35 protein-coding genes are annotated in these 26,603 nt (G+C 41.7%); 26 read left to right on the top strand and 9 right to left on the bottom strand.

Going from position 1 to position 26,603, the window contains the following annotated elements:
* The first annotated feature begins 12 nt into the window (after positions 1 to 12).
* Together BVG16_RS23345 and glnA are read left to right on the top strand one after the other, a co-directional pair.
* Positions 13 to 423 carry a MerR family transcriptional regulator gene (locus BVG16_RS23345; RefSeq protein WP_078501606.1) on the top strand — a complete coding sequence of 137 codons (411 nt, stop codon included), beginning with the start codon at positions 13 to 15 and terminating at the stop codon, positions 421 to 423.
* A 37-nt stretch (positions 424 to 460) separates the two neighbouring features.
* The gene (glnA, locus tag BVG16_RS23340) at positions 461 to 1,789 is read left to right on the top strand and encodes a type I glutamate--ammonia ligase (RefSeq protein ID WP_078501605.1); all 1,329 of its coding nucleotides are present in this window, start codon (positions 461 to 463) and stop codon (positions 1,787 to 1,789) included.
* A 299-nt stretch (positions 1,790 to 2,088) separates the two neighbouring features.
* On the opposite strand, the gene BVG16_RS23335 is transcribed toward glnA, so the two are convergent.
* Both BVG16_RS23335 and BVG16_RS33885 read right to left on the bottom strand, forming a co-directional pair.
* Complete coding sequence (locus tag BVG16_RS23335) at positions 2,089 to 2,664, bottom strand: tyrosine-type recombinase/integrase (protein WP_233147150.1); 576 nt, start codon at positions 2,662 to 2,664, stop codon at positions 2,089 to 2,091.
* Positions 2,657 to 2,971 carry an ImmA/IrrE family metallo-endopeptidase gene (locus BVG16_RS33885; protein WP_332888806.1) on the bottom strand — a complete coding sequence of 105 codons (315 nt, stop codon included), beginning with the start codon at positions 2,969 to 2,971 and terminating at the stop codon, positions 2,657 to 2,659. The genes BVG16_RS23335 and BVG16_RS33885 overlap by 8 nt, the downstream gene beginning before the upstream one ends.
* Positions 2,972 to 3,547: 576 nt before the next feature.
* On the opposite strand from BVG16_RS33885, the gene BVG16_RS33460 reads away from it, so the two are divergent.
* From BVG16_RS33460 to BVG16_RS33875, 6 genes are all read left to right on the top strand, one after another.
* Entirely contained in the window at positions 3,548 to 3,964 is a 417-nt protein-coding gene (locus tag BVG16_RS33460) for a hypothetical protein (RefSeq protein ID WP_078501603.1), read from the top strand.
* Positions 3,965 to 3,991: 27 nt separating this feature from the next.
* Positions 3,992 to 4,366 (top strand): hypothetical protein, encoded by a 375-nt coding sequence (locus BVG16_RS23315; RefSeq protein ID WP_078501602.1) that lies wholly within the window; start codon positions 3,992 to 3,994, stop codon positions 4,364 to 4,366.
* Positions 4,367 to 4,390: 24 nt separating this feature from the next.
* The gene (locus BVG16_RS23310) at positions 4,391 to 4,570 is read left to right on the top strand and encodes a hypothetical protein (RefSeq protein ID WP_078501601.1); all 180 of its coding nucleotides are present in this window, start codon (positions 4,391 to 4,393) and stop codon (positions 4,568 to 4,570) included.
* A gap of 74 nt (positions 4,571 to 4,644) precedes the next feature.
* Complete coding sequence (locus tag BVG16_RS23305; protein ID WP_078501600.1) at positions 4,645 to 5,109, top strand: phage holin family protein; 465 nt, start codon at positions 4,645 to 4,647, stop codon at positions 5,107 to 5,109.
* A complete protein-coding gene (locus BVG16_RS33880) occupies positions 5,096 to 5,506 on the top strand; it encodes a glycoside hydrolase family 73 protein (RefSeq protein WP_332888805.1) in 411 nt (136 codons plus the stop codon). Before BVG16_RS23305 ends, BVG16_RS33880 begins: the two co-directional genes overlap by 14 nt.
* A 2-nt stretch (positions 5,507 to 5,508) precedes the next feature.
* Positions 5,509 to 5,733, top strand: a complete 225-nt coding sequence (locus tag BVG16_RS33875) for a hypothetical protein (protein WP_332888804.1) — start codon at positions 5,509 to 5,511, stop codon at positions 5,731 to 5,733.
* 52 nt (positions 5,734 to 5,785) lie between these two features.
* Here the strand turns inward: BVG16_RS33875 and BVG16_RS23295 are convergent, their stop codons facing one another.
* The 4 genes from BVG16_RS23295 to BVG16_RS23280 all read right to left on the bottom strand — a co-directional run bounded on the left by BVG16_RS23295 (position 5,786) and on the right by BVG16_RS23280 (position 8,460).
* On the bottom strand, positions 5,786 to 6,067 hold the full coding sequence (locus tag BVG16_RS23295; RefSeq protein ID WP_144027469.1) for a hypothetical protein: 282 nt from the start codon (positions 6,065 to 6,067) through the stop codon (positions 5,786 to 5,788).
* 93 nt (positions 6,068 to 6,160) lie between these two features.
* Positions 6,161 to 6,769, bottom strand: coding sequence for a hypothetical protein (locus BVG16_RS23290; RefSeq protein ID WP_078501598.1), 609 nt, complete (start codon positions 6,767 to 6,769; stop codon positions 6,161 to 6,163).
* A gap of 602 nt (positions 6,770 to 7,371) precedes the next feature.
* Positions 7,372 to 7,824, bottom strand: a complete 453-nt coding sequence (locus BVG16_RS23285) for a hypothetical protein (RefSeq protein WP_078501597.1) — start codon at positions 7,822 to 7,824, stop codon at positions 7,372 to 7,374.
* 429 nt (positions 7,825 to 8,253) lie between these two features.
* Complete coding sequence (locus tag BVG16_RS23280; RefSeq protein WP_078501596.1) at positions 8,254 to 8,460, bottom strand: hypothetical protein; 207 nt, start codon at positions 8,458 to 8,460, stop codon at positions 8,254 to 8,256.
* A 115-nt stretch (positions 8,461 to 8,575) separates the two neighbouring features.
* Between BVG16_RS23280 and BVG16_RS23275 the strand changes: the two genes are divergently transcribed.
* The 4 genes from BVG16_RS23275 (at position 8,576) to BVG16_RS23255 (ending at position 11,807) form a co-directional block, all read left to right on the top strand.
* Complete coding sequence (locus tag BVG16_RS23275) at positions 8,576 to 9,349, top strand: phospholipase D-like domain-containing protein (protein WP_078501595.1); 774 nt, start codon at positions 8,576 to 8,578, stop codon at positions 9,347 to 9,349.
* Positions 9,350 to 9,697: 348 nt separating this feature from the next.
* A complete protein-coding gene (locus BVG16_RS23270; protein WP_078501594.1) occupies positions 9,698 to 10,159 on the top strand; it encodes a hypothetical protein in 462 nt (153 codons plus the stop codon).
* Positions 10,160 to 11,041: 882 nt separating this feature from the next.
* Positions 11,042 to 11,287, top strand: a complete 246-nt coding sequence (locus tag BVG16_RS23260) for a DUF4318 domain-containing protein (RefSeq protein ID WP_144027468.1) — start codon at positions 11,042 to 11,044, stop codon at positions 11,285 to 11,287.
* Between the two features lie 235 nt (positions 11,288 to 11,522).
* Positions 11,523 to 11,807, top strand: coding sequence for a hypothetical protein (locus BVG16_RS23255; RefSeq protein WP_078501591.1), 285 nt, complete (start codon positions 11,523 to 11,525; stop codon positions 11,805 to 11,807).
* Positions 11,808 to 11,927: 120 nt separating this feature from the next.
* Here BVG16_RS23255 and BVG16_RS23250 read toward each other — a convergent pair whose 3' ends face one another.
* Positions 11,928 to 12,284 (bottom strand): hypothetical protein, encoded by a 357-nt coding sequence (locus BVG16_RS23250; RefSeq protein WP_078501590.1) that lies wholly within the window; start codon positions 12,282 to 12,284, stop codon positions 11,928 to 11,930.
* Between the two features lie 197 nt (positions 12,285 to 12,481).
* Positions 12,482 to 13,108 carry a transcriptional repressor LexA gene (gene lexA / locus BVG16_RS23245; RefSeq protein WP_078501589.1) on the bottom strand — a complete coding sequence of 209 codons (627 nt, stop codon included), beginning with the start codon at positions 13,106 to 13,108 and terminating at the stop codon, positions 12,482 to 12,484.
* 186 nt (positions 13,109 to 13,294) lie between these two features.
* On the opposite strand from lexA, the gene BVG16_RS23240 reads away from it, so the two are divergent.
* The 6 genes from BVG16_RS23240 to BVG16_RS23215 all read left to right on the top strand — a co-directional run bounded on the left by BVG16_RS23240 (position 13,295) and on the right by BVG16_RS23215 (position 16,559).
* Entirely contained in the window at positions 13,295 to 13,657 is a 363-nt protein-coding gene (locus BVG16_RS23240) for a LysM peptidoglycan-binding domain-containing protein (protein ID WP_158081766.1), read from the top strand.
* Positions 13,658 to 13,768: 111 nt separating this feature from the next.
* Positions 13,769 to 13,975 (top strand): DUF896 domain-containing protein, encoded by a 207-nt coding sequence (locus tag BVG16_RS23235; protein WP_078501587.1) that lies wholly within the window; start codon positions 13,769 to 13,771, stop codon positions 13,973 to 13,975.
* A 27-nt stretch (positions 13,976 to 14,002) separates the two neighbouring features.
* Complete coding sequence (locus tag BVG16_RS23230; protein WP_078501586.1) at positions 14,003 to 14,521, top strand: hypothetical protein; 519 nt, start codon at positions 14,003 to 14,005, stop codon at positions 14,519 to 14,521.
* A 39-nt stretch (positions 14,522 to 14,560) separates the two neighbouring features.
* A complete protein-coding gene (locus tag BVG16_RS23225; protein WP_078501585.1) occupies positions 14,561 to 15,358 on the top strand; it encodes an HAD family hydrolase in 798 nt (265 codons plus the stop codon).
* Positions 15,359 to 15,536: 178 nt separating this feature from the next.
* Positions 15,537 to 16,100 carry an SCO family protein gene (locus BVG16_RS23220; protein ID WP_078501584.1) on the top strand — a complete coding sequence of 188 codons (564 nt, stop codon included), beginning with the start codon at positions 15,537 to 15,539 and terminating at the stop codon, positions 16,098 to 16,100.
* Positions 16,101 to 16,133: 33 nt separating this feature from the next.
* A complete protein-coding gene (locus BVG16_RS23215) occupies positions 16,134 to 16,559 on the top strand; it encodes a FixH family protein (RefSeq protein WP_078501583.1) in 426 nt (141 codons plus the stop codon).
* Positions 16,560 to 16,638: 79 nt separating this feature from the next.
* Here the strand turns inward: BVG16_RS23215 and BVG16_RS23210 are convergent, their stop codons facing one another.
* Positions 16,639 to 17,181 (bottom strand): 1,2-dihydroxy-3-keto-5-methylthiopentene dioxygenase, encoded by a 543-nt coding sequence (locus BVG16_RS23210; RefSeq protein WP_078501582.1) that lies wholly within the window; start codon positions 17,179 to 17,181, stop codon positions 16,639 to 16,641.
* A gap of 154 nt (positions 17,182 to 17,335) precedes the next feature.
* Here BVG16_RS23210 and metH point away from each other — a divergent pair, with 154 nt between their 5' ends.
* From metH to BVG16_RS23170, 8 genes are all read left to right on the top strand, one after another.
* Complete coding sequence (gene metH, locus BVG16_RS23205) at positions 17,336 to 20,773, top strand: methionine synthase (protein ID WP_078501581.1); 3,438 nt, start codon at positions 17,336 to 17,338, stop codon at positions 20,771 to 20,773.
* Positions 20,774 to 20,958: 185 nt separating this feature from the next.
* Positions 20,959 to 21,876 carry a ribonuclease Z gene (gene rnz / locus BVG16_RS23200; RefSeq protein ID WP_078501580.1) on the top strand — a complete coding sequence of 306 codons (918 nt, stop codon included), beginning with the start codon at positions 20,959 to 20,961 and terminating at the stop codon, positions 21,874 to 21,876.
* A 368-nt stretch (positions 21,877 to 22,244) separates the two neighbouring features.
* Positions 22,245 to 23,054, top strand: a complete 810-nt coding sequence (locus BVG16_RS23195) for a TIGR01457 family HAD-type hydrolase (protein ID WP_078501579.1) — start codon at positions 22,245 to 22,247, stop codon at positions 23,052 to 23,054.
* A gap of 57 nt (positions 23,055 to 23,111) precedes the next feature.
* Complete coding sequence (mutM, locus tag BVG16_RS23190) at positions 23,112 to 23,927, top strand: bifunctional DNA-formamidopyrimidine glycosylase/DNA-(apurinic or apyrimidinic site) lyase (RefSeq protein WP_078501578.1); 816 nt, start codon at positions 23,112 to 23,114, stop codon at positions 23,925 to 23,927.
* Positions 23,928 to 23,947: 20 nt separating this feature from the next.
* Positions 23,948 to 24,298, top strand: a complete 351-nt coding sequence (locus BVG16_RS23185; RefSeq protein ID WP_078501577.1) for a cyclic-phosphate processing receiver domain-containing protein — start codon at positions 23,948 to 23,950, stop codon at positions 24,296 to 24,298.
* The gene (locus BVG16_RS23180) at positions 24,282 to 24,608 is read left to right on the top strand and encodes a thioredoxin family protein (RefSeq protein ID WP_158081765.1); all 327 of its coding nucleotides are present in this window, start codon (positions 24,282 to 24,284) and stop codon (positions 24,606 to 24,608) included. Before BVG16_RS23185 ends, BVG16_RS23180 begins: the two co-directional genes overlap by 17 nt.
* Complete coding sequence (locus BVG16_RS23175; RefSeq protein ID WP_078501575.1) at positions 24,605 to 25,381, top strand: ABC transporter ATP-binding protein; 777 nt, start codon at positions 24,605 to 24,607, stop codon at positions 25,379 to 25,381. The genes BVG16_RS23180 and BVG16_RS23175 overlap by 4 nt, the downstream gene beginning before the upstream one ends.
* A gap of 3 nt (positions 25,382 to 25,384) precedes the next feature.
* On the top strand, positions 25,385 to 26,446 hold the full coding sequence (locus tag BVG16_RS23170; RefSeq protein WP_078501574.1) for an SAM-dependent methyltransferase: 1,062 nt from the start codon (positions 25,385 to 25,387) through the stop codon (positions 26,444 to 26,446).
* Positions 26,447 to 26,603 lie beyond the last annotated feature (157 nt).

The raw sequence follows: 26,603 nt of genomic DNA, 5'->3' as shown, positions 1-26,603 counted from the left end.
GGGATGCATAGAATGGGCGATGATATCCGCAGAAACATGGCTCTATTCCCGATAGGCATCGTAATGAAGCTGACGGACTTAACAGCCAGGCAAATTCGTTACTACGAACAGCATGAACTGATTGTTCCAGCGCGAACATCAGGTAATCAGCGTTTGTTCTCATTCAATGATGTCGAACGTTTGCTAGAAATTAAATCACTGATTGAGAAAGGCGTGAATATCGCCGGGATCAAGCAGGTGATGGTTCCGATGTCAAAGGAATCTGAAGAGGCAACGGTTCTAACTCCGGATACAGAAGTCAAACGTAAAGAATTGTCAGATTCTCAGTTGCATCGCATGTTGAAGCAGCAATTGTTGAATGGTAAGAGACCGGGTCAAGTATCCTTGATTCAAGGTGAATTGTCCCGATTTTATAAAAAATAAAAATATGTGATCTTAGATCCAGAAGGAGAGGGAAACCGTGAGTTTTAGCAAAGAAGACATTATTCGCATTTCCAAAGAACAGAACGTAAGATTTATTCGTCTGCAATTTACCGATTTATTGGGTACAATTAAGAACGTAGAAATACCATTTTCTCAATTGGAGAAGGCGCTTGACAACAAGATGATGTTCGACGGCTCCTCGATCGAAGGTTATGTTCGTATCGAAGAATCAGACATGTATTTATACCCTGATTTAGACACATGGCTCATTTACCCTTGGGTAACGGAAGATCGCATTGCTCGTCTGATCTGTGATGTATACATGCCAGACGGTACACCGTTTGCCGGTGATCCTCGCGGTATCTTGAAACGTGCATTGAAAGAAGCTGAAGACATGGGCTTCACGACAATGAACGTTGGTCCAGAACCAGAGTTTTTCTTATTCAAAACCGATGAGAAAGGCAACCCAACACTTGAATTGAACGACCAAGGCGGATATTTCGACTTGGCACCGACAGATCTTGGGGAGAACTGCCGTCGTGAAATCGTATTGACGCTTGAAGAAATGGGCTTTGAGATCGAAGCATCTCACCATGAAGTAGCGCCAGGACAACACGAAATCGACTTTAAATATGCAGCTGCGATCAAAGCAGCAGACCAAATTCAAACCTTCAAACTCGTTGTTAAAACGATTGCGAGACAACATGGGTTACATGCAACATTTATGCCGAAGCCATTATTCGGTGTGAACGGTTCAGGTATGCACTGTCACCAATCCCTATTCAACGGTAAAGTGAACTCGTTCTATGATGAGAGCGATCGTCTGGGTCTGAGCGAAACAGCTCGCCAATACATGGCTGGTATCTTGAAGCATGCTCGTGGATTTGCAGCCATTACGAATCCTACCGTGAACTCGTACAAACGTCTAGTTCCAGGATACGAAGCTCCTTGCTACGTAGCGTGGTCTGCAAGTAACCGGAGTCCAATGATTCGTATCCCGGCTTCCCGCGGGTTGAGTACGCGTATTGAAGCTCGTAATCCGGATCCAGCAGCGAACCCTTACCTTTCCTTAGCGGTTATGCTCAAAGCAGGTCTTGACGGCATTAAGAACAAAATGGTTCTTCCGGCTCCTACGGACCGTAACATCTACGTGATGAGCGAAGAAGAGCGTATTGCTGAAGGTATTCCAAGCTTGCCATCCGATCTACGCGAAGCGTTGACAGAGCTTGTGAACGACGAAGTGATCTGTGATGCACTTGGCGAACACGCTTTGACTCACTTCTATGAGTTGAAAGAAATCGAGTGGGATATGTATAGAACGCAAGTTCACCAATGGGAACGCGATCAGTACATCACTCTATACTAAAATGAGGAATCCCTTGGCGCTGTAGGCGTCGGGGGGTTTTTTCTACGGTATATCCCTTGTAAAGCAAGTTTATTTTGATTTTGCCAGTTCATGTGAAATCGTAAGTCATTAACAAGCGATTGGCTGATTCTTATAGTTCGTTTCGAATTAATGTCTTTGTATCTCCGAAAATCTCTTCATTTTCTTTTGCTTGAAAATCCAATGTTTTAGTAATCTCGAGTGTCTGGTTTTTTATATCAATGTCCGACCATTGAAGAGCTGCAGCCTCTCCTTTACGTAATCCAATTTCAATAAGTACCTTAAAAAAATCCAGTAAATATATCCATATTTATGTGCTGCTTGCAGGAAGTAGGTATTTCGTCTGACTCAAGGTATGTAATGGTCTCATTCTTTTTGGTACCTTTAATAGTGACGCCATCGCACTGATTCTTTTCAAGTTTGTTTATTGTTACTGCTTTTTCCATAGCATTGTGCATTGTAGAGTGAACTAGCTCAACGCTTCTTTTGCTGTAGCCTCTGTCCGTAATATCATTCAGAAACTTTTGATACATTATTGGTTTGATATTCCGGAGCGTGATGTTTTTGAAAAAAGGTAATATGTGAGTTTTAATGTTGTTTTGATGCAATTGTAGTGTGTTTTTTCTGACAGTTCCTTTTTTATACTCATTTAGCCACGAATCTAAAAACTCAGTTAAAGTAATATCTGTTTGCTCATACCCTTCAAGCAGTTTCTTTTCAAGCTCAGCAGCCGCTAACTGCGCTTCTTTTTTTGTATCGAATCCTCTTTGTGCCTTTTCTCTGAATTTTTGCGTGAATGGGTCTTTATAACGCAAGCGATATTCCCATCCAGTGTTCAGTTTTTTAAAACTAGCCATATCTACTACCTCCTCGTAAAAGAACGTAAGTTCGCTTATTTGTGTATGGTAAACCGCCTCGCAGCAGTGAAAGCGCAAGTTGTTCATTATAGAAAATGTGCATTTCCTGTGGAATTCCACAGCGTTGTAAAAAATGATAAATTGTCTCATCTGGTTCTAAATCTGCTGAATGAGTAAGGAGCTTGAGAGCGAAGTTATTGGCTTGTCTTTCATATTTGCCTGCATTAAAGAAAGATTGCTCATCTAACCCAAACCTACTTATTCCAGGGTGTAATCGATCATGTCCAATTTCATGAGAAAACCACACGCTGCCAGTGATATTCCATACCTTCTTGTAAAATAATAAATCGTCTTCTAAGTTTCTTGTAATATAACCCTTGTGTTCCCTCTCCTAAATCAGCATATCTAACAATGATGTTAAGACCTGATGCAATTGTAAACGGGTCATTCGTTCTGAATTTACGTACAAGCTTATGGATGGTCTTGTCCAATAATTGTCACCTACTCATTGTCCGCCTCCCAGAAGATGTTGACGCAAAGCAATGGCAAAAAGCTAAACTTACTGCCGATACCGGGTTATCAATCAATGTATCCAATGGGAATGCCAATAACCTTACCCAAAACGGTTTTTATGTCGGTGAGAACATCGCTAATTCGCCTGTACATGGGTGCCGGTCAGTGGTGGTACATTGAGGTTCAAACGATGGCTGCGGGTGTGTGGGTAAAGCAAATTGCCATTAATTTGTTCACAAACACCTTCCAAATGAGGACAGGTTTAGATTCGGGCGGTGGTGCAATATCTTGAGGCCCGTGGACAGCAGACCTTTTTACATCTGTCAGTGATGGTAAAAACGCTATTGCAGGCGCGATTGCTGGCAAAGGTGTGGCTGCAAGCGGAAGCGACGCATTCGCGGTATTAGCAAGTAAGATATGGCAGATTAGCACGGGGTTAAAACGCGTATCCGGGAATGGCGCTCCATCCGTCGTGGAAATAGCCAATTTAGACTTTGAGCCTTTAGTACTCATGATTAGTTGTAACGGTAGCTTTTCTTACTATGATGGCGGCCAAGGGAACGGCAACAAATCAGCCCAAATAAGTGGGCGAATGTATTTTATAAAAGGGGAAAACACTGGTAGTCTCTCTGCAACAGTCAACACGGGACGCGACGGAACAACCAAAATAGATGTGGACCCTACAATATCTTGGTATCCGAACGGGTTTAAAATAAGTGTACGCACATGGCCATCATACACTGATGTATACGCATCAATAGCCAATTGGTATGCAATCGGAATATAACATTATTATTTTAGGGGCGGCGATAGAATGAATGAGCTCGGAAGAAAAATATACTATCAACTATCCACAGGGAACGTAGTCTTTACCCGTGGGGAAATGACTGGAAATGTGATCGAATCGACAAAAGAACAAGATTTTACTTCCTATTCCATCCTGGCAGATTATAATCCCAACACCATCGGTGTTGTGCAACTTGAGTACGGCCAATATGCCGAAGAATTTGCTACATGTAACGGTTATCGCGTCAATCCAGAGACGTTGGAACTTGAATTTAGCTATCCAAATCCGACTGAACCGGAGAAGCCTCCTGTATATCAAAAACCATTATCAGAAGAAGTTGAAGAAACTAAGGCTCGTATCACTGATCTAGAGTTAACCATCGCTGAAATGATGGTAATGTAAATAAACTAAAGGGAGATGTTATACATGAAAGATTTCCAGATTCGAGTTATTGCAAGAGCATGCATTACACGTTGTGATCAAGGTGAGAGCGATATCCAAGCAGTCGTTGGCAGCTACAATTTACCAAAAGGTGACAGTGATCAAGTACTAGCGTATGTGTACTCTACACGACCGGACATCGAACCAAAGCAAGTCGAAGCTTAAGCGCCGCCGATATGGTAGGCGCTATTTTTATGCCCTCGGGAGTCCGGGGGCTATTTTATTGAGGAGGAATTTGTATGGAAAAAGCATGGTCTTACATTGTCGGTGCATTAGCAGTACCGGCATTCAACTTCTTCTATGGTGGGGATCAGATGGCGGGTGGGCTTATGATGGCGCTTATATTCTTTGTCGTAATGGATTGGATCACAGGGATACGGGCATCGAAGAAAGATAACTCGTATGCAAGTAAATACGGTATTGACGGGGTGTTCCGCACGTTCTTTATTCTGTTGCTGCCTGCTGGTGGTCACTTGCTTGATAGAGCATTCCAGATTCCCGACATCATGTTTGGTGCCCTTGCTATAGGGGTCTTATATCATATTTTGCAATCAATGACGGCCAATGCTGTTCGTGCCGGGTGGGCCAATTGGTTTCCCGAGTGGCTGCTGGTTAAAATCACCAATTGGGTCAAGAGCGAGCTTGAAAAGAAGGTAGAACGCGCCGAATCCCGGAAGGGTGGGACAACGAATGAAGGCAAGTGATTTCATCGCTAAGATAGTTCCACACGCTGTAAGAACAATGCACCAAACTGGTGTACCTGCATCCCTTACGATTGCACAGGCCATTTTGGAGAGCTCGTGGGGTGATTCAGGCTTAACTAGAAAGGGGAATGCGCTTTTTGGTATTAAGGGTTCCGGTCCTGCCGGCAGCGGGCTATACAAAACAAAGGAATTCGTTAATGGTAAATGGATCGAGATCATGGCGCCATTTCGACATTACCACGATTGGGGCGAGAGTGTAGACGATCACGCAAAATTAAACATCACCGGCACTAGAGACAAGCCTAAACGCTATCATGGAGTGCTTGTGCTAACTATAAAACCGCGTGTAATGAAATTTGGCGCGGTGGTTACGCAACAGATCCTGGATACCCTGTGAAGTTGATTAAGTTAATTGAAGAACATGAACTATTTATATATGACAGAGAGGATGAAGATAAATTGAAATTATCTAACTATCAAAGAACTCAATTGGTTGATGTATTAAGTGGCTTATTAAAGCAAGGAGTCATTACAGATAAATCGTGGGTCGAGAAAGCGCAGAATGACATGTTGACCGTTTCAGAACTTACATGGCTTAATACGATTTTATTAGCACGTAAATAATATACATTCTCTAGTTGCTCTGTTGTACCAAATCACAGATTTGGTACATACGTTAATTGTAGATACCACCTAGAATATTTGCTGAAATTATTAAACTCAATGCTGCAAAAATCATTATTGTTCGAACCGCTGAGCTGAGCTTTTGTTTTGAAATGAATTGGTTATAAATCACTGATAAAATCATAAGATCACCAATCAAAACTAAAATCATAAGCCATATATTATCCACGTATCTAATGATTTTTTGTTGTATAAAATTTAAAGTGAGTAATCCAATTGCAAGAAAAACAATACTTCTTAATACTTCATAAGTGTAGATTAATATTTTCTTCATCGTAGTTGCTCCTTTAATAGTATATAGTATTAAAAACCAAAAAGAGGTGAGCATGACAGCCTCTTTTTGGTTAACGTAAATAATATTTTAGTATCAGTCGTAGGTTACTCCAATTGTTTGAGAACCGGAAGCATCTTCAACGTACCCTTTAGGACTGATATACCAATAAGCAACGCTAGCAAGGAAATTCTTCTCATCCACTAACTTATGATAATTTGCATTGCTGGATTCACCAGATAAGGTGAAATCAGCAACTATACCAACTCCGTCGCTACCAACTAAACCAAATGCTTGGAAACCGACACTGTTTTTAATTTTTTTATGGTATGTTTGGTTTGTATCACTCGTGTTCATATTTACTTGAACAGAATTATTTATAACGCCAATATCAACTTTAGTGTATCCTTCTGTTTGAACTTTAGAATATGTGCCCAATCCACTTCCTTTAAAATGTTTGCCTGTTCCCCAAGGAAGTGTATAGGTTGAAGCACCATTAGGAGCTTTAAATGCATATTCTTTTACGAATTTAGCATCTTCTTGAGATAACAAATCATTAACACTATATTTCTGAGAAATTTGTACGAATTTAGCTTGAATTTGATCTTCTGTCAAAGACGGTGCATTTTCTTGTGCAAAAGCACCAACTGATAGTGATAGTATCATAATAATACTCAAAATTGAAGAGAAGAAGATTTTTTTCATGGCGATTCGCCTCCTAATTTTTGTGTGGTCGCTAAATCTTCATATGAGATAATGATCAACTATGTGTTCCGAATCCACCCCTTCGTATTTTTTTGAAGATTAACAACCAAATAACATAAAACTTAAATTAACATTATCTCTATGTTTTACAATAAACTATAAAAATATGGAAGTAACCGAAAAGATAGTTGCGGTTTTCCGACTAAATTTTGCGGTAGCGAAAAGCGTGATTATAAAAAAGTTGCGGTTTACCGCAATAAAATGTAGTAAAATGTTAAAAAAGTTACTATATGCAAGAGTCTATTGGGGATCTTTAATTTTGCGTACACCGCAATAAATTGAATTTAAATCACGAATATTTAAATCAATGAAGGGAAAACAAAAGCCCCGGATCACTCCGAGGCTCTTTTATTTAGATCATCAATTCACAGCATTCACAACATCAGAGCTTACTTGGCTTAATACAAATGTTATTGCACGTAACGATATCATCTCACAAGAAATTATCAAATCAAGAAGTGAACTACGTAAACCTTCAATAAACAGAACAGAAGCCTATCCCAGGACGGGATAGGCAAAAAAATAAATACGTGTCAGGGATTTTATTGCTCAGCTATAAGTTTTAAATCAAAACCATAAATTGCAGAAGGACTATATTGGGTCGCATCATGTCCAATAACATTGAAGTATACCTTTTCGCCTGGGCGTAAGACTATTTCTGCAGTATCTGTTCCTCCAACTCCGGTATCCCTTGCTAGAATAAGCGAAGTTTGTTCTCCTGAAGCATCATAAGTCAGGTAGAAGAAATCGTAATTCAGAGTTGAAGGAGAACCCAGTGTAGCTCTAATCCCAATTGTTTTCCCAGTGTCGTTATAATAATATGTCCATTCTGAATCGAACGGGTTTTCAATGGTAGATCCTAAGCCATAACCTAAAGGGAAATATTCTGCAGTGGCCTGGGTATCACCCCAACCAGATAGAGCAAATGCTGAGGTACCGCCCATCGTAAGAAGTGCTACAGTTGCAACAGTAACGAGCAATTTCTTCATTTTCATTTTCCTCATCCTCCTAATAGTTTGGTTGTCCAACTTCAGAAGAGATAATGAGTAAATAATTACTCGCCTCCATATATTCGTTTATGAAGTTTACAACCGACAATGTAATTCGTTAATTAACATTATCTCTAAGCTTTATATTAAACTACTAATATTTGTAATTCACCGAAAATCGTATTACGGTTAACCGACAATTTTTTGCGTTACCGAAAAAGATATGTTCTCGATACTTGCGGTAACCGCAAGATAAAAGTAAATATAAGTAAAAAATAATAAATTGATTTAATGTGTTGTAAGAGTTTTACATTATTGCGGTTGCCGCAAAATAACGATTCACTCATAAATTGAGTTATGAACTTCTTATTATAAAGTGGTGAAGTTTGTATGAAAACGATTTGTTTTACTCATAATTATGCGAAAATCCCCGGATTACTCCGAGACTCTTTTCATTTCTATAACCCTTGATACATGCTTTATATCCGATAATGGTATCCACTGTACTTCATTCGTAGATCTGATTGTAACCAATCCACTTGGTCCGATCTTCTCCGGTATTCCTCTTACTGGCTTATCCCCAATCACGGATAAACTTACACTTTGTTTCCTTGCGATCGCCATCTCAATTTCCTTTCTCATTAGATCCCACCTATATCAAACATTATTTGTATTAGGTATTCTTTAATTAGAGTATTTTTCCTTCAACTATTTAAAATTCATGATATCATGGTAAAAACAATCATCGGAGGGAAATATGACTAAACGTTTAGAATTGATCGTATCATCAATCGTAGCAGCGATATTACTTTTTGGAGGGTTAGCATACGCTCAGTCAATCTCGAGCACAAAAATAAATGGATCTCAAATTGATTGGGCTTTTACCCAAGATAACCAGCAGCCTGAAAAGCTTTTGATCGATGTGATTAACTCGTCGAAAAAGACTCTTGATATCGCGATTTATAGTCTTACATATCCGGATATAGTAGCAGCGATCAAGGATGCAAAGAAACGTGGGGTAGCCGTCCGCATTGTTACCGATAAGATTCAATCAAGCGGGCAGGCGCAGAGTGAGGCCCTTAAATTACTCGGTAGTGCTGGAATTCCGATTAAAATTAATACTCATGCCGGGCTTATGCATCTTAAGATGGTAGTCGCTGATAAAAAGATAGCAACAACCGGTTCGTTCAACTATTCAAAGGCAGCAAGCACCACAAACGATGAAGTGTTGATGGTGTTGCGTGATGAAACAATTGCTAAATCATTCTCAAGCGAATTTGATAAGATATGGGCTGATACGAAAAAGTATGAGACGCTAGAGAAGAAGATCGCACAACCGGAGGGAAAAGTTAGCTCTGATAAAACACCCTCGAATGTAGCTGCTTGTTCGAAGCCTACCATTAAAGGTAACAAGAATTCAAAGATATATCATGTACCAGGTGGGAAGTCATATGACTCGTTAACTAATGTGGAGTTGTTTTGCTCGGAGAAAGATGCTGTTGCCGCTGGATATAAGAAAGCAAAAAACTGAACATGTATGAGCTTGGGGCAAAGATCTCAGGCTCTTTTTTGTTTTCCTAAATCAAGGTGAACTTTACCTGATCCATCATTGAAAATAGTCCCGGATCACTCTGAGGCTTTTTCTTATTTACTTGTGTACTCACTTACTTTAATCGTAAGGACTTTATCGAATATGATGTAGTCTACGGCTATTTAATGATCCTTTGTTGCTAATGCCCAAATAAGGTATTTTGTATTAGCTATAATCTTGTTGTACTATTTCCTTGTTTTTAAATACCCCTGATATAAGCACTTCGAACTAGATCTTTAAGACCTTTTTTATGGTGTTTTTTTATGGGGATAAAAAGGAGATAGGCGAATGAGATGTACAGGTAGTTACAAGGAAGTTATTGCGGAAATTATGGAGTATTACGAAAGAAAGGAGGGAGTAAGTAAGCTTTGGAGGCATAACATTTCATACGTGGATACTTTAAAAGCGGAATTTCACACGTATACATGGAAGCCAGAGGCGTTGGCGATAATTATTTCATCGGATTTATCAAAACAAGCGGTAGGGTATATCTATGGATCTGATTATACGGATGAAAGAGTATTAATTGATGCACTAGCCAGCATAAAGACTTTATATCCAGATCTGAGTGATGAGCTGTTGAGATTACGCTTATACGATTTTGGATTACATTATTTTCACTCGGCTGACGAGATTGCAGTAATTAAGACGATTAATCGTTTAAGCAGTATCAACACACTAGGCATCGATTTTACAGATAAGTATTGGATTGATTTTATGCTTGAGCAGTATTTTAAATATCGTAGATAAAATTAAAGCCCCAGATATATTCAATTTGGAAACAAATTATTTGTTAAAAACAAGGAAAATACGCATATATAATGAAGGAAAAAAATCAAATGATACTATTGAACATAAATAGAACGCAAGTTCACCAATGGGAACGCGATCAATACATCACTCTATATTAATCAATGAAGCCCTTGGCGCTGTAAGCGTCGAGGGTTTTTTATATGGGGAGGCCCGTTTTGACGGAGAATTTATTCATCGATGTGGCAAGCGACGCGGATAAACTCAGTTTCGTCAGCAAATTGTCCTAAAGCATAAAAATAAACCCCGGATCACTCCGAGGTTCCTGTTCTTTCTATTATCACATTATCGACATTAGGCACGAACTGTACTATATCGGCATGATTAGCAACCGCAACCTAAACCACCGAATCCACTCATACAACTGCAAGCGACTATTACTAACAAGATGAACAATACAAGGATAGTACCTGTGCTTGTAAAAAGACCTCCACCAAACTCGCCCATTTCAACACCTCCTAATTATTGAGTACACGTTATGTTATGAAGGCTGATTTCACTTTGTATGGACGATTGTTATTGGTTATTACACTATATTGGAATCAAAACAATCAATACATCACTTTATATTAATGAATGGAGCCCTTGGCGCTGTAAGCGTCAGGATTTTTTTATTTTCTGAGCGCATGAATCGAATGGTTAAAGTTTGAAGATATCAAGTTGCTCCAAGCATGTCCGAGCTTTTTCTTGCTTTGAAGTGATATTAGACAATGTAATATCCAATATATAGGTGTATAATGGAGACATATGTTGTTAATCTTATTTAGAAAAGTCTTTGTCTGACTGATGACCTAAATAACATGAATTAATGAATGAGGTGTAATGATGTTAAATAGCATTAAGAAAAAGCTTTTAAAGAAAGGGTTTTCGATAGAATTAGATCAACTTCCAAAGAGTAAGGAAGAATTTTTACAAGCCATTGAATGTTATTGCATTAAAGAAGAGGTACCATACGAATTTATTGAACGCGATAGACCTGCAATCATTTCTATAGATCGTGTCGTGTATAAATGTCAAGTTGAAAACAAGGGACTGCCCGGGTTTGTGCTTCATTTCAAAGAGATTTAGTATTATGAGGTGTATGAAGGAATGAATGTTTGAAGCTCTTGCGCTGTAAGCGTCGAGGGCTTTTTTATTTTGATGATTTGCTGAAACAAAGAACAAATACCTTCTTTTATAGATATGGGTGACATGAATTATATAATAATATTAGTAACTGAAAAGTTATTTATCATATTTTTACAGATTTTGTACAGATGTCTATAGAATAATATAGTGAGAATAACCTATGGAGGGCAGGGTTATGAAATTTAAGTACCGTGTATATGCAAACAATGGATTTATTAGTAAACCTATGGACTACGTAGATGCAATGAACTATTCCTTATTGTTAACCAATCTGGGAAATATCAATGTCTATGTACGTTTATACGATCACAACAATTCAGATCATGAACAGAGAGAGAGAGTGCTATCAGATCTGCTGGGTATTCTAATTGAAGTAACGCAGCGCCCGAATGCTCTAGAAGGATTTGAACGTTCTGTTCGAAGGAATAGAGAAAGCACTCGGGTCTCAAGCAGCATCTAAAATCATTTAAAGTGACTTATTTCTTACTTTATATTCAAGAAACAAACCCTTGGCACAGTTGGCATCAAGGGTTGTTTTTGTTGTAGCCTTATAGATTGTGAAGATCGTGTACTCTTAAGTCTAGATTTTGTTGGTTGTGCTGTTCATGTATCCGTAGGAATTCGGCTGAAGATGAGCAGCGTAATTCTGATTATTTGGGGACATGTAAGAGTTATTATTCATATAGGAAGTTCCGGCATTATCAATTTGGTTGCAGGATTGCAAGACGGATTGAAGCTGTTGGAGCGCCGTCTGATGTCCATGCAATGCGGATTGAAGGACTTGTACTGCTTGACGTTCACGTTGCGCGAGTTGTTCTAATTGTTGAGCATTCTGTTGTTCTTGTTGAAGCAAACGTTGATAATTATTGCTTGCTTGTTCCGTTTGTTGAATGAGTTGCTGAATCGAATGTCTAATTTGTTGTGTAGATTGATGCATGTGAATCCCTCCAGTAATATGTTTAATACCCGAAGGTTAAGATGTCTAATTGTGTATTTTAATATGCGGAAGAAGCAAAGTGAAATGATGGGAATCTGTTCATCCAAAAGAGTGGACAAAAAAAGAGTACCTTCTTCAGAAGATACTCTCTCTCTATCATGATCATTCATTACGAAAAGACGTATATGTAATGATGTTTAATGAAAGTTACGGAATAGGCCGATGACTTTGCCGAGAATGGTAACATGATTCAATCGAATCGGTTCCATCGTGGCGTTCTCCGGTTGAAGTCGAATATGGTCTTTTTCTTTGTAGAATGTTTTGACTGTTGCTTCATCATCTTCAGTCATGGCCACGACGATATCTCCATTATTCGCCGTTTGCTGTTGACGCACGATAACAAAGTCTCCGCTGTGAATTCCTGCCTCGATCATACTATCACCAACAACAGATAGCATGAATACGCTCTGGTCATGTACGAAATGTTCAGGCAATGGGAAGTAATCTTCGATGTTTTCCGTCGCTGTGATGGGTGCCCCAGCCGTAACTTTACCTACAATAGGAACTTTCGCGATCGTCTGTGTATATAGATGTGCTTGTTCAGATTCTTCTTGACTTAATAATTCGATCGCCCGTGGTTTCGTGGGGTCGCGGCGAATTAAGCCTTTCTTCTCGAGTCGATCCAAATGTCCGTGTACTGTGGAGCTGGAAGCTAGACCTACAGCTTCTCCGATTTCACGAACCGAAGGCGGATAGCCTTTGGACCTCACTTCATTTCTTATAAACTCTAAAATAGCTTGTTGTCGATTGGATATTTTAGACATGAGATTTCAACTCCAATAGCATTCTTTTACAGAAATTATAACATAGAACTACCGTTCGTACAAACATTAGTTCTAAAACGATGCGAACAAACAGAACAAATGTTCTAAAAATGTATTGACACAAACAACTGTTCGTGTTAAATTGTGATTATAACAAAAACAGAACAAATGTTTGGGGTGCTGATTATGCTAAAATATAGCTCTTATCAAAGTATTCATATGAATCGTCCAACCGACGTCAATAGAGTTTCATTGTTGCGCAGTAAGCTTTTTCAAGTATTAGCCGTAATAACGATCGCACTGAGTTTAACGAGCTTTGGATTAATGAGTGCATTTGCTGCGAGTTCGAATGGAAGCGAACAGAATGCGAACATCCCGCTGCAGATCGTAGTAGCTTCAGGAGATACCTTGTGGACTATCGCTAAGGAGCATAAACCTAAACAAATGGATACGCGTGATTATATAGAAATGATTAAGAAATGGAACGATAAACGGAATAGTTCAATCCAAGCTGGGGAAGTGTTACAAATTCCAATTTTAGCTGATTAATATAGGGGCTCTCATGAAGTGTGCAGGCACTTGCTGGGAGCCCTTTTGGTATGCTTGACAACCTCTTTTGTAAATGTCAAAGTAAGAAGGACAGAATAAGGGGGGATTGGGATGGATTTCGAGAAAATAGTAGAGCGAATCAATGAATTAGCTCGTAAAAATAAAACAGTTGGCTTGACTTCCGAAGAGATGGCTGAACGTGATGCACTACGCCGTCAATATATTGATGGATTCAAGCGTTCTTTGAAGCAACAACTGGATAACATTGAAATTGTAGATGAAGATGACGGGCATGAGAACCCACCAATTAAACACTAGTAGTTATACTTAGGAGGATGAACAACGATGGGCCGCTCTTGGGAACGTATGGTGCAGAAGAACACAAAGAAAGCGAATCAAATTCGAAAAAAGCAAGGCCAACAGGCAATTGGTAGTGTATCACAAGCCAAATCCGATATCGATCGATTTTTTGGACGTAATTTAATCCTGCCGATTACACTCATAGCTTTTGCTGTGTTATATGCCATTCTATACTCTGGCGTTGAGCAAAAAACTTCAGTAACGATGTTCTGGGTGACAGTTGGTTTGTACATATTGTTAGGGATTGTTCTTTTCATTCGAAGACCTTATTTGAATGTCGGCAAGGCGTTCTTAGGAACGCGCCGCTTCAATAGAGATATCCGTGTGGACGCTGCTCAAGTGAAGCAGATCACGGTTCAAAAAGGTTACGTGGTGATCGAGACCAAAGCGAAAGGTTCAAATTGGGTTTTCTCACGGCTAACGAATCGGTATGATACGGTAGCGATGGGCGAACGTTTGCAAGAATTCGCGCGCACCCATAACGTTCCTTTTCTTGAAAAATAATATTTAGATATTAACAGGTCCTATTGGGGGAGAAGAGAGATGACGATTAAAGCGGTTTTGTTCGATTTGGATGATACTTTACTATGGGATGATCGAAGTGTGAAGGAGTCATTTGAGGCGACGTGTATGGAAGCAACAAAGGATTACCCGCAATTGGATCCATCGAAACTAGAAGAAGAAGTGAAACGTGAAGCTAGAGCGCTTTATGAGTCATACCCCACATTTCCTTTCACAAAAATGATTGGAATTAATCCATTTGAAGGATTGTGGGCGAATTTTACGCATGGCGAGCAGCAGGAATTCCGTCAATTACAAGATTTAGCTCCAGGTTATCGGACAGAAGCGTGGACTCGTGGTCTTCGCGCGCTAGGTGTCGAGAATGCGGCATTAGGCGAACGTCTTGGGGAATTTTTCGCTGCAGAACGTCGAGCCCGCCCACATACATATGATGAAACATTTGAGATTTTGGATGCCCTGAAAGGGAAAGTTAAGCTGCTGCTCTTAACGAATGGCTCACCTGATTTACAGCAAGAGAAACTGGATGGTGTGCCTGATTTAATCCCATACTTCGATCATATCATTATTTCGGGTGCTTTTGGAGAGGGTAAGCCGGCGGCTTCTATCTTCAATCATGCGATGTCCAAGCTCGGCATAGAGCCTCAAGAAGGATTAATGGTTGGCGATAAGCTGACTACAGATATTAAAGGATCATTAGGTGTTGGCATGCATGCCGTTTGGGTGAACCGACACGGTGCAACGCGTACGGATGAAATCGTACCTCATTATGAAATTAAACATCTCTCAGAAATTCTCTCCATCATCGATCAACATGCATAAATGAGAATTGAACCCTTGTTCCGACGTCGGAATGGGGGTTTTTCATTTGACTATGACTTTTGATGCAAATTCGTCACAAAGTATTGGTAAAAATAGCCCGTTGGAGTCATTTTTCTCGTGTACAATAACTTTATAATGAAAATCGACGGAGTTGGCGATACATAGAGGAGAGGGTTAAATGAAGAAGGCGTTAATTATTATGCTTGGGATGGTGCTTCTCCTGACGGCATGCGGCGGTGCAAAAAAGACGAGCTCGATGAAAGTAGAGGAGTTTAACTTTACAGATCAAGCAGGTCAGCCGTTTGGATTCGCGGATTTGAAAGGGAAGACTTGGCTGGCTAATTTTATGTTTACAAGTTGTACAACCGTATGTCAGCCTATGACGTTTAACTTGTCCGACCTGCAGAAGAAGTTGAAGGAGAAGAATTTGGATGTAACCATCGTATCCTTCAGTGCAGATCCGGATCGGGATAAGCCCGAGGTTCTTACAACGTTTGCGGACAAGTTCAATGTGGATTACACCAACTGGCACTTTTTGACGAATTACAAGTTTGAAGAGATTCAGAGCCTCGCGAAAACATCATTCAAAACGTTGGTGGAGAAGGATCCAAGCTCTGATCAAATGATTCATGGCACCTCGATTTATCTTGTAAGCAGCGAAGGTTATATAATGAAGCGTTATGATGGGGTATCTGAATTACCTGTGGATGAGATCGTGAAGGATATCAAATCCATTTCATAATGCGTTAGGTTCAATTCAGAAAGGAAGAAAACGATGTTGATTCGGAAAACAGCAGCTCTTGCAGCCACTGCACTACTCTCAATCGCTCTGTTAGTTGGCTGCAGCAGTGAAACGATGGACCACGATATGATGAATATGGACATGAGCTCGGATGCGTCTTTGACACCGATTAAGGTGGAAATTCTGCTCCCAGATCCCATGCATACGAAGCAGAAGCAAGTTCTTCAAGCCAAGGTTACCCAAGGGGATCAAGTCGTTGACGATGCGAAGGAAGTATTATTTGAAGTATGGCGCTCAGATCAACAGGAACATGACAAGATTAAGGGCGTTCTCGCAGCAGACGGCATTTATGAAGCAGAGATGGAATTCGGTTCGGCTGGTGAATACCAGGTTATAGCCCATGTGAGTGCACGAGATCTACATACGATGCCATCCGCTAAATTTACGATTTCGGAATAAATAAGAAAGCCCGCGTCGATCGAATTTCGAACGAGCGGGCTTTCTTATTTATGTTGATATATGATTTGAATCTGAGATATTAGGCCTTTTGAAAAGAAGGATCCTCATAAGAGGTAGCAATCCAGCCATCTTTCTCGATGAAGAGTCGAACGGCAACAATCTGACGATTATCCATCAGCGTGAAGAAGTGAGGTGTGTTTTCTGGAACAGAAATAACATCGCCTGCTTCAAGTTCTACATTAAAGTAACCGATGTCGCCTGCACCTTTGATAATGAAGATTCCCTTGCCTGCAGTAATGGCACGGATCTCGTCTTCCGTATGCGTATGAACATCCTCAAATTTTTTCAAGAGATCTTCTAAGTTCGGCGTTGCATCCGATAGGGTTATCATGTCCCAGATTTGATATCCGCGGCGAGCTGCCAAGTCACGAATCTCAGGATCATAGATGGCAAGGACTTGCGCTTTCTGTTCATCGGTAAGAACAAAATTCTCACGCAGCTCCTCGGGTAACTTATTCGGATCCCAATGTTCGTACACGACTTCTTGATTGGTTAAAAATGCACGTACATCCTCTTCAGCAGAAATGCGCTCCCCAGTATTACGAATGTATATTTCAGCCAAAATAAACCCTTCTTTCCTATAAAATAACTAGATATTAATTGTATTATAGTGGATTTTACGCATGCTGTCGACTTATAATACATTGAGTCTTTTCTAATGATTGGTATTCTGGTAAACTAAATCTTAACGTTTTTGCAGTAGGAAGGGGATTATCATGTCAAAATTGAGCATACAAGAACAAATAAAACGAAAAATCCTTATCCTTGACGGCGCAATGGGAACCATGATTCAACGTGAGGACTTAACGGCGGATGATTTCGGCGGGGAAGAGCTGGATGGATGTAACGAGATGCTCGTACTAACGCGTCCAGACGTCATTCAAAAGATTCATGAAGCGTATCTTGAGGCTGGCTCGGATATTATTGAGACAAATACATTTGGCGCAACCAGCGTTGTGCTTGCAGAATATAATCTTGAAGATCGTACGCGTGAGATTAACCTGGCTGCAGCGAAGTTAGCGGTAGATGCCGTAAATAAATACTCGACACCAGAATGGCCGCGGTATGCAGCTGGCGCATTGGGACCAACAACCAAGACACTTTCCGTAACTGGCGGCGTTACGTTTGACGAATTAGTCGATTCATATTATGAGCAGACGATTGCCTTAATTGAAGCGGGTGTAGATGCGATTTTGTTGGAGACATCACAAGATACCTTGAATGTCAAAGCGGGCAGCATTGGTATACGCCGTGCATTCGAGTCAGCCGATAAGACGCTTCCGATTATGATTTCAGGAACGATTGAACCGATGGGGACCACACTTGCGGGTCAGAATATTGAATCCTTCTATATTTCCTTGGAACACCTTAAGCCGATCTCGGTCGGATTGAACTGCGCTACGGGACCCGAATTCATGCGGGACCATATTCGGTCCTTATCGGATATTGCAGATACCGCAATTAGTTGTTATCCAAATGCCGGGTTACCGGATGAGAATGGTCATTATCATGAATCACCGGATTCATTGGCGAAGAAAATGGCTGGATTTGCGGAGCAGGGTTGGCTGAATATTGCCGGAGGTTGTTGTGGTACGACGCCGGATCATATCCGCGCTATGGCAGAATTGTTAAGCCAGTATCAGCCTCGGGGTGCTGTGGGTACGCATCCACCAGCAGTGTCGGGGATCGAGACGGTCTATATTGAATCTGAGAATCGCCCCTACATGGTCGGTGAACGGACGAATGTATTAGGTTCCCGGAAATTTAAACGATTAATTGCAGAAGGCAAGTATGAGGAAGCATCTGAAATTGCAAGAGCACAAGTGAAGAGCGGTGCGCATGTCATTGATGTGTGTGTGCAAGATCCTGACCGTGAAGAAGCAGAAGATATGATTAAGTTTCTTGAGCTTGTTGTCAAGAAGGTTAAGGTACCGCTTGTTATTGATACGACAGATGTCAAAGTTATTGATCTTGCTTTGAAATATTCCCAAGGGAAAGCGATTATTAACTCCATTAACTTAGAAGATGGGGAAGAAAAATTCGAGCATGTCGTTCCCATTATTCATAAATACGGTGCAGCTGCCGTTGTAGGTACGATAGATGAACGTGGACAAGCCATTACCCGGGAAGATAAGTTAGAAGTAGCTAAGCGTTCCCGTGAGCTTCTCGTGCATAAATATGGGATGCAGCCGGAAGATATTATTTTCGATCCATTGGTATTCCCTGTTGGGACCGGGGATGAACAGTACATTGGCTCAGCCAAAGAAACAATTGAAGGGATACGTCTCATTAAAGAGGCGATGCCTGAGTGTCAGACCATCCTAGGGATTAGTAACATCTCGTTCGGTTTACCGGAGGCAGGTCGTGAAGTACTGAACTCGGTATTTTTATATGAATGTACAAAAGCTGGGCTAGATTATGCGATTGTAAATACGGAGAAGCTTGAACGTTATGCGTCCATTCCGGAGCATGAGCGACGGTTATCCGAAGAATTATTATATAATACGAATGATGCGACCCTCGCTGCCTTTGTTGCCGCTTTCCGCGATAAAAAGGTTGTTAAGAAAGAAAAAGCATCAAACCTGACGCTTGAAGAGCGACTCGCATCGTATGTTGTTGAAGGGACTAAAGAGGGATTAATTCCCGATTTAGATGAAGCTTTGAAGAAGTATACAGCACTTGAAGTCATTAACGGTCCATTGATGGCAGGGATGTCTGAGGTAGGACGGTTATTCAATAATAATGAACTCATTGTCGCAGAGGTGCTTCAAAGCGCAGAGGTCATGAAAGCATCGGTTGCTCATCTCGAGCAGTTCATGGAGAAGAATGAGACAGCGGTAAAAGGGAAAATCATGCTTGCCACCGTAAAAGGTGATGTTCATGATATCGGTAAGAACCTCGTTGAGATCATTTTATCGAATAATGGTTATGACATCGTCAACTTGGGGATTAAAGTACCACCTGAGCAGATCATTGATGCTTATCGCCGTGAAAAACCGGATGCAATCGGCCTTTCCGGCCTGCTCGTGAAATCAGCTCAACAGATGGTGCTTACAGCGCAAGATTTAAGAAATGCACAGATCGATGTTCCCATCATGGTTGGTGGTGCAGCGTTAACGCGTAAATTTACGAAAACACGTATTTTACCTGAATATAATGGACTTGTCTTATATGCTAAGGATGCGATGGATGGCCTAGATCTTGCGAATAAGCTGATGAATCCGGAACAACGTCAAATCATGGTGCAAGAGACGGAGGCCATGAAGGAGAACGCCGGTGTTGAAGAAGAGAAGAAACCTCTTCCACAACTATCGCGTGCGGTTCGATCCAATATTGACCCGAATGCGCCTGTCTTTACGCCGCCGGATTTGGATCGTCACATTTTAAGAGATTATCCGTTAGGACATATTATTCCATATATTAATATGCAGATGCTTCTTGGACATCATTTGGGACTGCGGGGATCTGTGGAACAGTTATTAGCTGAGAACAATGACAAAGCGGTAGAGCTCAAGGCGACCGTGGATCAAATTTTGCAGCAAGCGATTCAAGATGGGATCATTAAGGCACAAGGGATGTATCGATTCTTCCCAGCGCAATCATCTGGTAATGATATTATTATTTATGATCCAATGGATACGACCAAAGTTCTTCACACATTTACGTTCCCTCGCCAACAAGTTGAACCTTACTTGTGCCTGGCGGATTATTTAAAATCGGTCGAGAGCGGCGTCATGGATTACGTAGGATTCTTGGTTGTTACCGCGGGGAATGGTGTACGGGAGCTGTCCCAGACCTATAAAGAAGCAGGGGATTACCTACGCTCGCATGCTCTTCAATCCGTTGCTCTGGAAGTTGCTGAGGGATTAGCCGAACGTGTTCACCACATGATGCGCGATATTTGGGGATTCCCAGACTCAGCTGAGATGACGATGAAGCAGCGCCATGGAGCAAGATATCAAGGGATTCGCGTATCGTTTGGTTATCCTGCCTGTCCAGACCTTGAGGATCAGGGTCCGTTGTTTGCACTGTTGAAACCGGAAGATATCGGCGTAGAATTAACGGAGGGTTTTATGATGGAACCGGAAGCTTCGGTATCTGCCATGGTATTTGCCCATCCGCAAGCGCAATATTTTAACGTCGACAAAGCATAAGAAAACCTCTACCCTCGGCCTTTCAAAGATGAGCGACCGCGTTTAGATGTAGGTTTTATCACCAAATAGAATTTTTTATCTTCGATACGTCGAAACTATGATTAATTCTATTGTGGCAATAAAGAGTAAATGCGATGAAGAGCCTCCGCGAGCCGGGGGCTCTTGTTGCAAATGGGAGGTGTGTTATGGAGCTCTATTTTCTGGGAACGGGTGCTGGGATGCCAACGACGGAACGCAATGTCACTTCGATCGCGCTGCGCATGTTCGATGAACGAGGAACCTTCTGGTTGTTCGATGCCGGAGAGGCAACGCAGCATCAAATTTTACGCTCACCCTTAAAACCAAGCAAACTGGAAAAAATTTTTATTACACATTTGCACGGGGACCATATTTTTGGATTACCTGGACTGCTATCCAGTCGATCACATCAAGGCGGAACCGAGCCCTTAGACATTTACGGACCGCAAGGCGTTCGCACATTTATAGAGACTGCGTTGCAATTAAGTCAATCTCATATTAATTATGAACTCCGTTTCCATGAACTTCACGAAGGAGTCATATATGAGGATGAGCAATGTACGGTCGAATCGGGCTTGTTGGATCATCGCATTGAATCGTATGGATTCCGAATGATTGAAAAACCGAGACCTGGCAAGTTGAAGGTGGACGAGTTGATGAAGTTAGGTGTTCAACCAGGTCCTATGTTTGGCAAGATCAAGCAAGGAATTGATCTCCGATTAGACGATGGCCGTGTCATTCGTGCTTCGGACATGATTAGCGAACCTCAACCTGGCGTGATTGTCACGATTTTGGGGGATACGAGACCTTGTCAGGGATCCTTGCGTCTTGCGAAGGATGCAGATGTGCTTGTGCATGAAGCCACTTTTATGGAAGGGCTGGAGGATTTAGCGGAAACTTATTATCACAGTACTACTAAACAAGCTGCCGAGACAGCACGTGATGCAGGTGTGGGGCTGCTTGTCTTGACCCATTTCAGTGCTCGGTATTCTGAAGAGAACCCGCTCGTTGAAGAGGCTAAAGTCATTTTTGATAACACGGTAGCTGCGAAGCAGCATCAACTGGTCCCCATCCGAAAATATTAAGCATATGAAATCAAAAACAACAAGGGAGGCAGTAAGGTGCCAAATTATGATGATCATGGGCGTAATAAATATAACACCCCAGAAACCAGAAGATCATTTCTAAATGTGATCGCACTGCTACTCATACTTTTTAGTGTCGTGGGCTATGTGATCTATATGTTTCGGCAATAAAACGATGAAGGCATGATCCAAGCATGACCATAAAACTTTCCCGGGAAAGCGCAGGATTTGACAAGGTTAGCTGGGAAATGACTGGATTTTGACTTGATTTGTCTTCAAATGGCTGTTTGCGTTGCAGGCTCGATGGTAATTCGTTATGATGATGTCATATCTACTCCATTGAACTACAGCGGAAGAAAGGAATTGCCATGACTAACATGAAACCTAAAGCATTACTTATTGATCTGGATGGAACCTTATACCACGGTAAACGTCGCATTGAGGGCGCTGATCAGTGGATTCAAGAACTTCAGGCATTACATATTCCTTATTTATTCGTTACGAACAACTCCTCGCGAACACCTGAAGATGTTGCAGCGCATTTGCTTGATATGGGAATCCCAGCGGTAAAAGAAGACGTATATACGTCCGCGATCGCGGCTGCACAATATGTGAAGGAGCATTATCCAATCGGGGTCAGCGTGGCTGTGATCGGTGAATATGGACTGGAAGAAGCATTAAAAGAAGTCGGGGTGGAAATCACAGAGGAAAATCCGGAAATTGTGGTTCAAGGGATTGACCGTGCTTTTGATTATGGTAAACTAGCTAAGGCTGTGAACTGGATTCGCAATGGGGCTTCCTATATTTTGACGAACCCGGATCTGTTATTACCGTCCGACACGGGCATTATGCCTGGGGCGGGGACCTTATCTGCCGCCATCCAAGCCGCCACGCAGACCGAACCGTTGGTCATGGGAAAACCATCCAACATCATTATGCGTTATGCACTAAGTCGGATCAACTGCGAACCTCAAGATGCCATTGTGGTTGGGGATAATCCGTTAACGGATTTGAGAGCGGGACAAGCGGCGGGATGCGATACGATCCTGGTGCTGACTGGCTTAGCAACTTCAGACAATATGGATGTTCTACTGGAACAAGCAGGAGTGAAACCTTATTGCGTGTGTAAAGATCTGTATGAGGCTGCAGCTGTGACCACTGGCAGATGTTCGCAATAGAATAACAAAGATACATAAATGATGTCATCATCACGTGGCGACATGGAGGGAAAATACGTGTTGGAATTACCTGAAATAGAAACGTACAAGAAGCTGCTATCTGAGCAGATTATTAATAAGTTAATTACGGAAGTACGTGTAGCAGAAGAGAAGCTTGTGAATTTAGATCCTGCTGAATTCGTGAATGAATTAACAGGTCAAGAAGTTTTATTTATCGAACGTCGAGGAAAATTTTTATTGTTTCATTTAGATAACGGGAGACGTTTGCTGCTTCACTTAGGGCTGACAGGTTCGATGCATTATGGTCCACAAGAAGATGAAGAACATCAGACGGGACATTTAGCTATTGCCTTTGGAACGAATGTACTCAGCTTCAATGGTCTTCGTCAAGGCTATCTTCACATGCTCTCCGTCAAAGATGCAGATTCGATCTTGAGTGATCTTGGACCCGAGTTATTGGACCGTAGAATGACTTTAGCTAAATTTAAAGAGCTGTTTAACAAAAAACGCGGCATGTTAAAATCTGCGCTTGTTCAACAGAATTTCGTAGCCGGTCTTGGAAATGTGTATGCTGATGAGATTGCTTTTGATGCTGCGTTATTACCTTCCGTGAAGCTTCAGGAGTTATCCGAGGAGACCATCGAGCGCTTATATCGAAGCGTACAACATGTCCTAACTGAAGCGATTGAACAAGGCGGTGTAGGGGAGCAGCACTTTTCTGCTGATGATACGTTAACAGGTGGTTATAGACAACAAATCCGCGTCTATGATCGTGAAGGACAGAGTTGTCCGCGCTGTGGAGCGAAGATTCAAAAGACTGAAGTAGGCTCGCGTAAAACCTACTTCTGTGGGGAATGTCAAGGCGAGCATTAATGGGTGTGAGGTGTGAGATTATGGTTCATGTGTTTTTGGATGACTTCCGTCGATGTCCGGTTGGATTTGTGTATGCAAGATCGGCGGAGGAATGCTTGCTATTGCTCGAGCATGAGGAAGTCGATATTCTGTCGCTGGACCATGATTTGGGAATCCATCAGACGAACGGGACACAGTTGGTCAAGCAAATGGTACTCCGTGGGTTATATCCGCGTGAGATCTATTTGCACACGTCTAGTTTCTCCGGTAGAAAAGCGATGTACGAGCTCCTGTATCAGAATAAACCGGAACATGTGATATTACATGATGGACCGATGCCCCAATCGGTTATTCAACGAATTCGTGAGGCGTCTGATGCGGGAAGTCAGTGAACAAGAGGTGCTGTCTCTCATCGAACAGATTGAATTGGGCAAACCCTTCGGCGTCCTGATGTATACCCCATTATGTGGAACCTGTAAGGCTGCGATGCGCATGCTCCATGTTGTAGAGGCGATGCTTCCTGAGGCAGAACTCCTGCAATTAAATATGAACTTCTCACCTCGTATGGTTGCACGATATCAGGTTCGTAGCATTCCGGGGCTGTTATTATTTTATGGAAATCGGAGAGTAGAGCCGTTACAAGTTTACGAGATGCGTTCGGTTGAGCACTTATTTAACATCATAAAGGATGTGATTCGATGATTTCGATGCAGCATATTAAATTAAGACGTGAAGAGCGCCAAATTCTTGACGATGTCAGTCTAGACATGCGGGAAGGACAACATTGGGTTATTCTAGGGCGAAATGGTTCGGGGAAAACGACGCTGCTCGAAATGATGACGGGCTATATGTTCCCAAGTTCGGGTGTAATCGATGTCATGGGGAATCGGTACGGGGAATGCGATATTCGCGAAGTTCGGACGAAGATTGGGTATATAAGTCAGTCCTTAATGGAAAAGCTGACCCTAAGGGACCCTGTATGGGAAGTTGTGGCGACGGGTGCCTATGGTTTTTTGCGTTTCTATCAAGAGATTCCTACAGACGTTCAAGAGAAGGCTAGGGGAATCATCCAAGATATGAATTTGGGTCATATGGCAGATCAACCATTGGGTACGTTATCGCAAGGTGAACGGAAGAAAATCATGCTTGCAAGAGCCCTCATGGCAGATCCTCAATTACTCATTTTGGACGAGCCTTGCGCGGGGTTGGATTTATATGAGCGAGAGAAATTTCTGGATCAAATTGAATATTTGAAAAATAGAAATATTTCGCTTGTGTATGTGACACACCACTTAGAGGAGATCGTTCCCTTATTTACACATGTGGCACTTATTCATGAAGGAAAGTTAATCGCCGCAGGAGAGAAACAGGATGTTCTGACACCTGAAATATTAAAACAAGCATACGAAGTGCCGCTCACCCTTGAATGGGTAGATGGCAGGCCTTGGATTCGGGTGCGAGCTGGAGGTTTATAGAAGTTGAATAATGAACATGAACAACAAGAGCACGCAGCAGGATCGTCGAAATGGATTTGTACGGCGAACCATAGCTTTATCGCATATGCGCAAGAAGAACTACGTCGCCGGTTCGGGCAGGTTAAGGCTACAGTATTGATTCCTGATGAAGTCATCGTCGTTACGCTTCCGGCAGATGTCATCGAAGTTCAACGGCAGCTGCAAACAGACCCTCTGATTTTTTTGCGTCATATTCAACCGGTTGCGTTGGAAGTCGATTATGCTTCTTTAGAATCCTCACAAGCAATAAGCGCATTGCAGGGGTATCTAGGTACAAAATCCGAATTAAAGCCAGGGCAGACGGTTGCAGTACAGATTCGTAAGGGAAACGTGGAAGCAACAAATCTAGATCTTCAAGAACTTAAAGCATCGCTTGATCATACCTTAACTGAAGCCGGTGTGGAAGTCGTTACACGTGGATCGGATTGGATTATTTCCGTGTTTATGGATAAAGAACTCTTGTACGTAGGGTTATCTACACCCTCCGAGAATTTAAGTGACTGGTCTGGGGGCGCTTTGCGTTTTCAAAGAGAAGAAGGTCAAATTTCTCGGGCGAAGTTTAAGTTATTAGAGGCAGAGCGTGCATTTGGTCTGGATTTAGCAGATTTCAAGGAAGGGTTGGACATTGGAGCGGCACCCGGAGGATGGACATCATTGCTGCTTGAACGTGGATTAAAAGTAACGGCTATTGATCCAGCAGCCATGCATCCGTCACTCGCTGATCATCGCAGATTGACGATATTGAAGAAAAACGCTTCGGAAGTAAAACTGGGTGATTCTCAATTCGATCTGTTGGTCTGTGATATGAGTTGGAGCCCGATGCAAATGGTACGATTGGTCGCGGATTTACTCTATGCCCTTCGTTCTGGGGGTACAGCGATTGTCACGGTAAAGTTGATGCATAAGAAACCACTGCAAACCATTCGTGATATCACGGAGAAATTTAGTGAACACCTGGAAGTCCGTCGTCTAAAACAGTTAGTTCATAACCGTGATGAAATAACGCTGTATATGGTTAAGTATTAATACACTTCAATAAATTTGGATGAATTACATTTTTCGTGTGGACAATATTGGAAGTTGTGATATATAATGTGTCCTAAGCAATGAAATAAGAATTGGATAGGGAAAGCATCCCGAATACATCCAGTCGACTGCAATGTCGCTGGAATGGTTCGAGAAG

It is taken from the genome of Paenibacillus selenitireducens, from assembly GCF_002021565.1.
GTDB classification, from domain to species: domain Bacteria; phylum Bacillota; class Bacilli; order Paenibacillales; family Paenibacillaceae; genus Paenibacillus_K; species Paenibacillus_K selenitireducens.
Note: the sequence above shows the minus strand (reverse complement) of the source record. Positions and strands in the feature narration are given on the sequence as shown.